This window comes from Achromobacter sp., assembly GCF_057314935.1.
Genome location: NZ_DBHKZA010000026.1, coordinates 66,584 through 76,461, shown reverse-complemented (window position 1 = coordinate 76,461; position 9,878 = coordinate 66,584). Strand labels below are relative to the sequence as shown.

General features: G+C 54.7%; 8 protein-coding genes and 1 pseudogene. All 9 read left to right on the top strand.

Translation table 11 applies throughout. The features are described from left to right. A pseudogene (locus ACO6D5_RS12205) lies at nucleotides 1-269 on the top strand (aminotransferase class I/II-fold pyridoxal phosphate-dependent enzyme); the annotation flags it as partial. A gap of 81 nt (nucleotides 270-350) precedes the next feature. Then, a complete protein-coding gene (gene kdsA, locus ACO6D5_RS12200) occupies nucleotides 351-1,205 on the top strand; it encodes a 3-deoxy-8-phosphooctulonate synthase (RefSeq protein ID WP_315846894.1) in 855 nt (284 codons plus the stop codon). An 11-nt stretch (nucleotides 1,206-1,216) separates the two neighbouring features. Further along, nucleotides 1,217-2,506: a 3-deoxy-manno-octulosonate cytidylyltransferase gene (gene kdsB / locus ACO6D5_RS12195; protein ID WP_485825527.1), complete on the top strand. Its 1,290-nt coding sequence runs from the start codon at nucleotides 1,217-1,219 to the stop codon at nucleotides 2,504-2,506. A gap of 47 nt (nucleotides 2,507-2,553) precedes the next feature. Continuing rightward, a complete protein-coding gene (locus ACO6D5_RS12190) occupies nucleotides 2,554-3,513 on the top strand; it encodes a KpsF/GutQ family sugar-phosphate isomerase (protein WP_315846892.1) in 960 nt (319 codons plus the stop codon). Between the two features lie 18 nt (nucleotides 3,514-3,531). Then, nucleotides 3,532-5,598, top strand: coding sequence for a capsular polysaccharide biosynthesis protein (locus ACO6D5_RS12185; protein WP_485825526.1), 2,067 nt, complete (start codon nucleotides 3,532-3,534; stop codon nucleotides 5,596-5,598). A 49-nt stretch (nucleotides 5,599-5,647) separates the two neighbouring features. Next, nucleotides 5,648-6,892, top strand: a complete 1,245-nt coding sequence (locus ACO6D5_RS12180) for a capsular polysaccharide export protein, LipB/KpsS family (protein ID WP_315846890.1) — start codon at nucleotides 5,648-5,650, stop codon at nucleotides 6,890-6,892. Between the two features lie 91 nt (nucleotides 6,893-6,983). Continuing rightward, the gene (locus tag ACO6D5_RS12175; protein ID WP_485825525.1) at nucleotides 6,984-7,673 is read left to right on the top strand and encodes a glycosyltransferase family protein; all 690 of its coding nucleotides are present in this window, start codon (nucleotides 6,984-6,986) and stop codon (nucleotides 7,671-7,673) included. Continuing rightward, entirely contained in the window at nucleotides 7,670-8,038 is a 369-nt protein-coding gene (locus ACO6D5_RS12170) for a capsular biosynthesis protein (RefSeq protein WP_315846888.1), read from the top strand. The genes ACO6D5_RS12175 and ACO6D5_RS12170 overlap by 4 nt, the downstream gene beginning before the upstream one ends. Then, nucleotides 8,038-9,594 carry an aminoglycoside phosphotransferase family protein gene (locus ACO6D5_RS12165; protein WP_485825524.1) on the top strand — a complete coding sequence of 519 codons (1,557 nt, stop codon included), beginning with the start codon at nucleotides 8,038-8,040 and terminating at the stop codon, nucleotides 9,592-9,594. The genes ACO6D5_RS12170 and ACO6D5_RS12165 overlap by 1 nt, the downstream gene beginning before the upstream one ends. Nucleotides 9,595-9,878: the final 284 nt, after the last annotated feature.

Here is a 9,878-nt window from a genome sequence, read left to right as displayed (position 1 = left end):
CACGGGGAAAGTACTTCCTGGAGCAGGCGAAGGCCGCGGGGATTGATACCGGGACGAGCACTGGATTTGCAGTCGTGCCCGCAATTACCGGAAGCTCGTTGAAGGCGACGCGCCTGTCAGCAGCGTTGTTCAAACAAGGAATCAACGTGCAGCCGATTCTTTATCCGGCGGTGCCGGAGAAGTCGGCCAGATTGCGGTTTTTTATTTCCTGCATGCATACAGAAGCGCAAATCCGAGCCACGGTGAAAATCCTGGGCGAATCGGCTTAACACCTGCCCACGCGGGCTGATGCCACATCGAAACAAGTTTCAAGGCGGGCCCGCATCAACAGAATAACTACGGAGTATCCAATGAGCGCGCACGTGATCACTATTCGCGACAACATCCAGGTCAGCAACGATTCGCCTTTTGTCCTCTTCGGCGGCATTAACGTCCTGGAATCCAAGGATCTCGCTCTGCGAGCCTGCGCTGAATATGTGCGCGTGACGCAAAAGCTGAAAATTCCGTATGTCTTCAAGGCCAGCTTTGACAAGGCCAACCGTTCATCGATTCACTCCTATCGCGGACCAGGCCTGGAAGAAGGCATGCGAATCTTCGAGGCGGTAAAAGCTGAATTTGATGTACCCGTGATCACGGACGTACACGAGCCCTGGCAGGCCGCCGCGGTTGCCGAAGTTGCCGATGTACTGCAGCTGCCTGCGTTCCTCGCACGACAGACCGACCTTGTCGTAGCCTTGGCCAAAACCGGCAAGATCATCAACATCAAGAAACCCCAATTCCTGAGCCCGTCACAAATGAGCCATATCGTGGAGAAATTCCGCGAAGCCGGCAACGACAAGCTCATTCTTTGTGACCGCGGTTCCTGCTTCGGGTATGACAACCTGGTCGTGGACATGCTGGGCTTCGGCGTCATGAAGCAGACCAGTGGCAATCTCCCCATCATTTTTGATGTGACCCACGCCCTGCAGCAGCGGGATCCCGGTGGTGCGGCTTCGGGCGGCCGTCGAGCCCAGAGCGCCGAGCTCGCCCGCTCTGCGATGGCGTTGAATCTGGCCGGGTTGTTTCTCGAAGCACATCCGAACCCCGACCAAGCGAAATGTGATGGCCCGAGTGCACTGCCTTTGGAACACCTCGAGGCTTACCTGACTCAGATCAAGGCGGTGGATGATTTGGTGAAGTCGTTCCCTGCACTTGTCATTGCGTGATCGGCATGGTTATGTCGACCCAAGGCACTCGCGTCGCGATTGTCATCCCATCACGCTACGCGTCCAGCCGATTGCCGGGCAAGCCGTTGGCCGACATCGCTGGCAAGCCCATGGTCCAGCACGTTCATGAACGCGCCAGTGAAGTCGCTTCCGCACATATCGTCGTAGTGGCCACGGACGACGAACGCGTGGCCAACGCTGTACGCACTTTCGGCGGAACGGTAATTATGACTTCCCCCAGCCACTTATCCGGAACGGATCGGCTTGGCGAAGTCATGCAGTCGGTACATGCGGACATCTATGTAAACCTGCAAGGTGACGAACCGCTCGTGCGCCCAGCTGACATTGATCTGCTCATTCAGGGCATGCTCGCCGACCCTTCGGTCCATGTTGGAACGCTTTGCCACGACATCGACGCCCGCGAGGCCCTAGACCCCAATACGGTCAAGGCTGTCTTGGCCGACAACGGCGACGCGCTGTATTTCAGCCGCGCGCCGATCCCCTACCCGCGCGATGAAGACGAAAGTGCGGATTACCTCAAACATGTTGGCGTCTACGCCTACCGCCGCGAAGTGGTGTCTCAGTATGGCGCCCTGCCTCAGCCGATGATGGAGCGCGCCGAGAAACTTGAACAACTGCGGCTGCTCGCCGCAGGCATGCGAATACGCGCGTTTCGCGTCGAGCCGACCGGGCCTGGCGTGGACACGCCAGCATGTCTGGAGCGAGTTCGCGCTCTGATAAGCGGCAAGCCTGTCGAGACAGCACCTTCGCTGGCTGACGTTCGTCTGGTCATTACCGACGTGGATGGCGTGCTCACCACCGGTCAACTGCATTACGACGGCAAGGGTGAAGCGCTTAAGACTTTCCATGTCCGTGACGGCCTGGGCATGCGTTTGCTGGAAGAATCCGGCGTGCGCGTGGCGGTTCTCTCTGGCAGAAGCTCCGCCGCCCTGACCAAACGCGTGCAGGACCTTGGAATTACTCTCAGCGCCTTTGGTGTCAAGGACAAGCACGCCGCTTGCCTGCAGTTAATGGAACAGGCCGGCACGACCGCGGCGCAGACCGTTTGCATCGGGGACGACAGTATCGATCTGCCGGCCTTTGCCGCTTGCGGCCTCTCGTTTGCCGTAGCGGACGCGCCGGCATACATCCAAGCTCGAGCAAGTGAAACCCTGAAAGCGGCAGGCGGCCATGGCGCCTTCCGTGAACTCGCGGACCGGATCCTGGACGCTCAGGGCAATGGTTCGGTATTTCGCGAAGCTGCGGGATACCAAGCAGTCATGGCAAAAATGCGCCAATAGGCCGCGCAGTCTCCGATATACCGAATACTGAATGGAATAAATGGACTATGGATTATCTTGATACCGCACGAGGCGTGATCGCCACCGAGATTGAAGCGCTCCAACAGATGAGCAATCGGCTTAATGGCGATTTCAAGAAGGCGATCGACAGCATCCTCACAATGCAGGGCCGCGTGGTGGTCGTCGGGATGGGGAAGTCGGGCATCGTGGGAAAGAAGATCGCTGCCACCTTGGCATCCACAGGCACGCCGTCATTTTCCGTACACCCTGGCGAAGCCTTTCATGGTGACCTTGGAATGATCCGGCCAATCGACGTAGCGCTGATGATCTCCAACAGCGGCGAAACCGAAGAACTTATTCGCCTGCTGCCATTCATGCAGTATCAAAAGAATCTCGTGATCGCGATGACCGGTAATACGGAGTCAACGCTAGCGCGAAACGCTGACGTCACCCTCGACATCTCGGTGCCTCACGAAGCTTGCAACAACAACCTCGCGCCTACTAGTTCCACTACTGCGACCATCGCGATGGGTGACGCCCTTGCTGTTGTGCTCTCCACGGCTCGGGGCTTTCAGCCTGAGGACTTTGCTCGCTTTCACCCCGGTGGCAGTCTGGGGCGCAAGTTGCTGACGCGCATTTCCGACGTGATGCACTCTCGAGCACTGCCGTTCTGCGCGCACGACGCCAGTTTTCGTGAAGTCATTCAAACCATTACGCGTGGGCGTCTCGGGCTTGCCATCGTTATGGATAGCGGCAAATTATGCGGCGTCATCACCGACGGCGATATCCGCCGCGCCTTCGAGAAGGAAAGCGCCAGCGCTTCGCTGACGGCTTCGGTAATCATGACGAAGACGCCCAAGACGATCAATCAGTCGGAACGCCTCGTTGTGGCAGAGGAATTGATGCATGAAGAGAAAATCAAGGAGCTGATCGTTGTGAATGACAGTCAGCAAGTCACCGGTGTGCTGCAGATTTTCGACGTCGACCAGACCGAATCCGATCAGTAATCAGCGCCGCCAGTCACTGTGTCGATCGGAACCTTCTCCCGCCCCATTGCTGAACTCCCTGGGCTGGCCGCCTTGTTGGGCGAGCCAGTAGCCCCATTACGTTCGGCGAATGAGGCTCTTCAACAGCCGGGGCTCAAGCTCGCAGGCTGGGGCTTCCGCCCTTCGACACGCGGGCCGCGTGCTCTGGCCGCAAAGCACGGCCTCCCCTTTATCGGGCTTGAGGACGGATTTCTACGATCGTACGGAACCGGACGGGATCATCCCGCCCTTTCTGTCGTGGTCGACCCGGAAGGCATTTACTACGCCGCCACCCAACCCTCCGCGCTCGAAACACTTCTAGCATCCCAGGCCAACGTACTTACGGGGGTCGGTGCCACGTATGCATGCGCTCGCCAACGTATCGTGTCGGAAGGCCTGAGCAAATACAACCTTGCCCCCGATCTGGAGCCCGGCTCCTTTCTACGCGATGGTCCACGCATACTGATTGTCGATCAAACCGCCGGTGATGCGAGCGTGGAACATGGATTGGCCAGCGCCGCTTCTTTTACCGCCATGTTGGCTGCCGCACGTCGAGAGCATCCTGACTCGACGATCTACATCAAGACGCATCCGGAGGTCAGCCGAGGTGTGAAGCGCGGCTATCTGTCCGACGTCCTTGAGGACGAACGAACAGTCCTGCTTCGGCAGCATGCAAGTCCGGCAAGCGTCCTGCGACATATGGACCGCGTGTACGTGGTCACATCACATATGGGCTTCGAGGCCCTGCTCCACGGGATCCCCGTCACCTGCTTCGGTATGCCGTGGTATGCCGGTTGGGGGTGCACTGATGACCGCATCACATGTCATCGACGTACCCGTGCCAGGTCCGTCGATGAGCTTTTTGCCGCAGCGTACCTTCATTACACGCGATACCTGAATCCGGAAACCCACGAACGCGGCACAATTTTCGACGTAATCGACTGGCTAAGTCATCAGCGGCGAATGCATCAGCGCTGTGCGGGCAGAACGATCGCGATCGGCTACCGGCGATGGAAGGCAGAGAACGTAAAAGCCTTTTTGGGGCATCCCAATCGGCCTGTGCTTTTCGTCCCCCACGCCGAAGCAGCAGCAAAGCTGACCCCGCTGCCCAACGACCGATTGGTCGTTTGGGGAGCAACGCCCAACGAAGCCGTAGCGTCGCTTGCGCAAAAATCCGGCGCCACCCTCATGCGCATGGAAGATGGCTTCATCAGATCAGTAGGACTGGGATCCGACTTTGTCCCCCCCCACTCCCTGGTTATAGACAAGCGAGGGCTGTACTTCGACGCCCGGAAACCGAGCGATCTTGAGCAAATACTCAATACCCACGCATTCACGGATGATGATCGCCAACGGGCTACGTTCGTCCGTGAATTGATCGTGAGTAACTCGCTGACAAAGTACAACATCGAGCCTACCGCGCAGCCGTCATGGCAAAGGTCAGGACGCCGCGTAGTGCTCGTGCCCGGACAAGTTGAGGATGACGCATCGATCAAGTTTGGGTGCACAGGCATACGCGACAACCTCTCATTGCTGAAGGCTGCACGGCAAGCATGCCCCGATGCATTCGTCGTCTATAAGCCCCATCCGGACGTCATGGTTCGCAACCGGACTGGACGCGTTCACAGAACTGATGCTATGCGCTATGCAGACGCCATTGAAACGGACGTCTCGATCGTGAACTGCATCGACGCGGCGGACGAAATCCATACCATGACCTCCTTGAGCGGATTCGACGCGTTGCTACGCGGCAAGCATGTCGTGGCGTACGGAAGCCCTTTCTATGCCGGATGGGGATTAACCGAAGATCGCCAAATTGTCGCCAGGCGCGACCGACGACTCACGCTTGACGAACTGGTTGCCGGCGCGATGCTGCACTACCCGACCTATTGGGATTGGACCTTAAACGGCTTCACAACAGCTGAAGGGGCAATTCGGCAGATCATTTCCACGCGTGAACGGCTGATTGCCGAGAATCGGCTGGCTTCTGTGCGAAAGACATATCTGCAGAGACAACTGCATAAGCTCCGTCTTTGGGCGAAGGCCGGCTTCCTCGTGACTCGCTGAACCATACAGACATCATTTACCAAAGAGATATCATCCTCCCGTGACAGGCATGCACCCCTCCCTTGGCACCGCATCTCCAACGCAACGCTTTCTGTTCTTGCAAGGAGTGTGCTCGCCGTTCTTTCCGAGGCTGGCAGATGCATTACGCGAGCTCGGGCACGGTGTGCGCAAGGTCAATTTCACGGTAGGGGATCGAGTGTATTGGGGACGCGGCGAGGCCACCGCTTACCGCGGCCCGATGGAGCGACTGCCGGAGTTCTATGCAAAACAGTTCCGTTCGCATGGGACCACAGATGTCGTCTTGTTTGGAGATTGTCGGCCAGTTCATCGGCCAGCCATCGAACTGGCGAAGGCGCACAACATCCGCGTCCACGTCTTCGAAGAAGGATACTTCCGTCCATTTTGGGTCACACTTGAACAGGGCGGCGTGAACGGCCACTCTGTCTTCCCACGAGATCCGGATTGGTACCGAGAACAAGCCAAAGGCGTTCCCCACTTCGACAATGGACTGTCGTTCAAGGCGCCGTTTTGGAAACGCGCTGCCTACGATGTGGGATACAACTTTTGGGCTGGCATCAACCCCCTGCTGCACCGCGGCGTTAAGAGCCATGTCCCATATTCACCGTTAACCGAGTATCTGGGATACATCCGCCGCGGTATCCGCGTTCAATGTTATTCGCTGCCATCAAGACGTACTGAAAGCAGATTGATTGCAGATGCAGCTTCACACCCCTACTTCCTCATGCCCCTTCAATTGGCCAACGATGCTCAAATTGTCCATCACTCGCCCTTTGAGAACATGGCTGTCGCCCTACAACAAGCGCTAGTATCCTTTGCTCAGTTTGCCCCGAAAAACAGCCGTTTCGCCGCGAAGATCCATCCTCTGGACCCGGGCTTGGTCGACTATCGTTCTCTGATGAAGCGATGGTCCAATCACCTGGGAGTTGCCGACCGCGTTTTTTACCTGGAAAGCGGTAATCTGCCGGCCCTACTGACAGGTACCGCCGGAGTTGTAACCATAAACAGTACGGTAGGAGGATCCGCCTTGATTCACGGGAAGCCCACTATTGCACTGGGGGAAGCGCTGTACAACCTGCCAGGTTTGACCTTCCAAAAGGGACTTGATCTATTTTGGACTGAAGGAAAAAAGCCTGACCCGCACCTTTACAAAAACTTCCGCAATGTGGTTATCGCAAGGTCGCAAGTTAATGGTGGCTTTTATTCCAGAGATGGCATTCGCCTAGCCGTCGCTAATAGCGTGCCACGTATGATCGCCTCCCGCATCCAAGCATAGTAATTATGCGTCCACAAAAATATAGGGTTTTCATATGTTTCTAGTAACAATGGCGGGACTAAGCAGCCGATTTTTTTCGGCCGGATACGCAGTGCCCAAGTACCAACTTAAAATTGGTCAAGCCACTGTATTCGAGCTATCAGTCCGATCGTTCGAACGCTACTTTTCAACGGACAAGTTTGTCTTCGTCGTCCGGGAAATTTTCGACACACCGAAGTTCGTGCGTGCCGAATGTGAACGTATAGGGATTCGCCAATACGAGATAGTCACGCTGAGCGAAGAAACGCGAGGGCAAGCGGAAACCGCATTTCTAGCGTTAGAGCAAATTAAAGGCGATGAGCCACTTTACATCTTCAACATCGACACATTCCGACACGGGTTTGAAAAACCCGAATTCGCCGAGGCGTGCGACGGCTATTTAGAGGTTTTTCACGGGGACGGCGAAAATTGGTCTTTCGTTGCGCCTGGCAAGGATGGAACGGTAGTAAGAACAACGGAAAAAAACCGCATATCGGATCTGTGCAGCGATGGCCTGTACTATTTTCGATCGTACGACCTATTTAAAAAAATATTCACCAAGGCGCGCGCCAACGACGAGCGGACAAGAGGGGAGTTCTACGTTGCTCCACTCTATAACAATCTCATCGCAGACGGCGGAGATGTGCGTTACATGGTTGTAGACATCAAAAACATAGATTTCTGCGGAACACCGGACGAGTATTCGGAACTTTTGTCAAAAACCGGAGCATCTATCCAAATCATCTCTGGAGCGGAACAGTGAAACGGATCATTATGGATTTGGATGACACTATTTGCAGAACCGTTAACGGTGATTACCGCAACGCAACCCCGATAGACGAGGTCGTCATCCAAATGCGTAAATACAAGGAACTGGGCTTTGAAATAGCAATCAGCACAAGCCGGAACATGCGTACTTACGGCGGGAATTTGGGCAAAATCAACGCCAACACCCTGCCGATAATAATCGAGTGGCTAGACCGCCATGGGGTGCCTTATGACGAAATCTATTCAGGCAAACCGTGGTGCGGAACAGAAGGCTTCTACGTCGACGACCGCGCAATCAGACCAGATGAATTCGCCCGCCTTTCGTACGGCGAAGTCCGAAAACTGACTGGAATAGAATAGTGATCTTGATCAATTCGGCCGCATATGTTGTACCGGAGTTCCGCACAGAGTTCGGCAAAATCCCGCCTTGCCTGATCCCACTGGGAAATAAGAAGCTCATAGAATTTCAAGTACCTGCGCTTCGGCAAGTATTCCATGAACGAATCATCGTATCTCTCCCAGAGAGTTACGAGCTTTCGTTTGACGAACAGACGCTGCTCAAAAGCATGGGCGTCGAACATATACCCGTTCCCGATGGTCTGTCTCTAGCAGAGGCACTTCTCTATGTTTTGAACGTGATAGAGAACCCCGATTCGAACGTGCGCATGCTGCATGGCGACACATACATTGAAGACTTGCCTAAAGGCGACAACATCATCGCAGTCGCGGCAAGCCAAGATGATTACGTATGGGAAACCGAGTCGACCGGCACAGACAGCGAACTTGTTTGGTGCGGCTATTTCTCATTTGAGCACCGACGGAAATTCACGCGAGCACTGGCATTATCGAATGGCGATTTTGTTCGAGCTGTCAGACAGTATGCTGATTCAGAGGGCATGTCTCGCATGCATATCGACGGCTGGCACGACCTTGGGCACGTGAACACGTATTTTGCATCACGCTCCAAAATTACGACGCAGCGAGTTTTCAACTCGCTGAAAATTTCAGATGGAGTCGTTCACAAATCCGGAGAAAATAGCGAGAAAATTCTTGCGGAAAGCGCTTGGTTCACTCATTTGCCCTCCCCTCTGCGCCGTTATGTTCCACAACTCATTCAAACAGGCGAAGACGAGCAGACCAAGCAGCCTTACTACGTACTCGAATATCTTCCGTGCACACCTTTGAACGAGATCTTTGTGCATGGACGAAACCCCGTGTTCTTTTGGAAGCGCATTTTTGCGCTGATGTCAGAATTTCTTACCGTAGCCCGCAAGTGCCAACCTGCTGATTCCGATCTTCAACGCATCCAAGATGACAGCATTGCGTTGTACGGTGAAAAAACCTATCAGCGGTTACAGCAGTTTTCGCGCGAGCAGGGGCTTGATCTGGATGCCACCGTCTTTTACGATGGGGTGCAGTTGCCCTCCCTCAACGCCATTGCGAGCGACTGCATCCAGCGAACCACTCATCTACCGACGATTCCCGCGGTCCTGCATGGCGATTTTTGTTTGAGCAACGTACTCTTTGATTCTCGCGCAGCCCAAATAAAGGTCATCGATCCAAGAGGAATATCCAACGGCGGCAGCGCGATGTTTTCTGGTGATCAAAAATACGATATCGCGAAGCTTAGTCATTCCATAATTGGGCTCTACGACTACATTATTGCAGGGCGATATCAAATAATTGCCCCAAAAACCCAGAATTCGCGCATTGATTTTATTCTAGATGAACGAATTCGATCTATTCAACAACAATTCAATGATACAGCCTGGCACAACGATCTTCGCACTGTTGAAATATTGCCCCTGACCGTATTGCTTTTTCTTTCTATGCTCCCCCTTCACTCGGACCGTACTGACAGACAGCAAGCAATGTTGCTGAACGCGCTCCGATTATATTCGACATTGAGCGCATAGACAGCTCTAGCTAGTCCAACCACATAGAAACGGGCAGTGAATTATCACCGCCCGTTTCCATGCCGAGATCAGCAAAAATAAAAATCCCGGTCCTGATTTTACGCAGCTACACAGCTACCAACCCGAATATATAGGATCCGCGGTTTTTCCCCGGCCGGCCGGACTACTTTCATAGTGCTTCCGTATGCTACCGATAAACTTCTTCAGTTCTTCCGGCGGGTCCTCACCTATATCTTTCCGCAACTCTGGGCGCAAGTCCACAAGATTTATCACGAGATCATTTA

Excerpts from the sequence above, each read along its gene's own strand:
- kdsA (WP_315846894.1), top strand. The coding sequence starts at position 351 with ATGAGCGCGCACGTGATCACTATTCGCGACAACATCCAGGTCAGCAAC.
- kdsB (WP_485825527.1), top strand. The coding sequence starts at position 1,217 with ATGTCGACCCAAGGCACTCGCGTCGCGATTGTCATCCCATCACGCTAC.
- ACO6D5_RS12190 (WP_315846892.1), top strand. The coding sequence starts at position 2,554 with ATGGATTATCTTGATACCGCACGAGGCGTGATCGCCACCGAGATTGAA.
- ACO6D5_RS12180 (WP_315846890.1), top strand. The coding sequence starts at position 5,648 with ATGCACCCCTCCCTTGGCACCGCATCTCCAACGCAACGCTTTCTGTTC.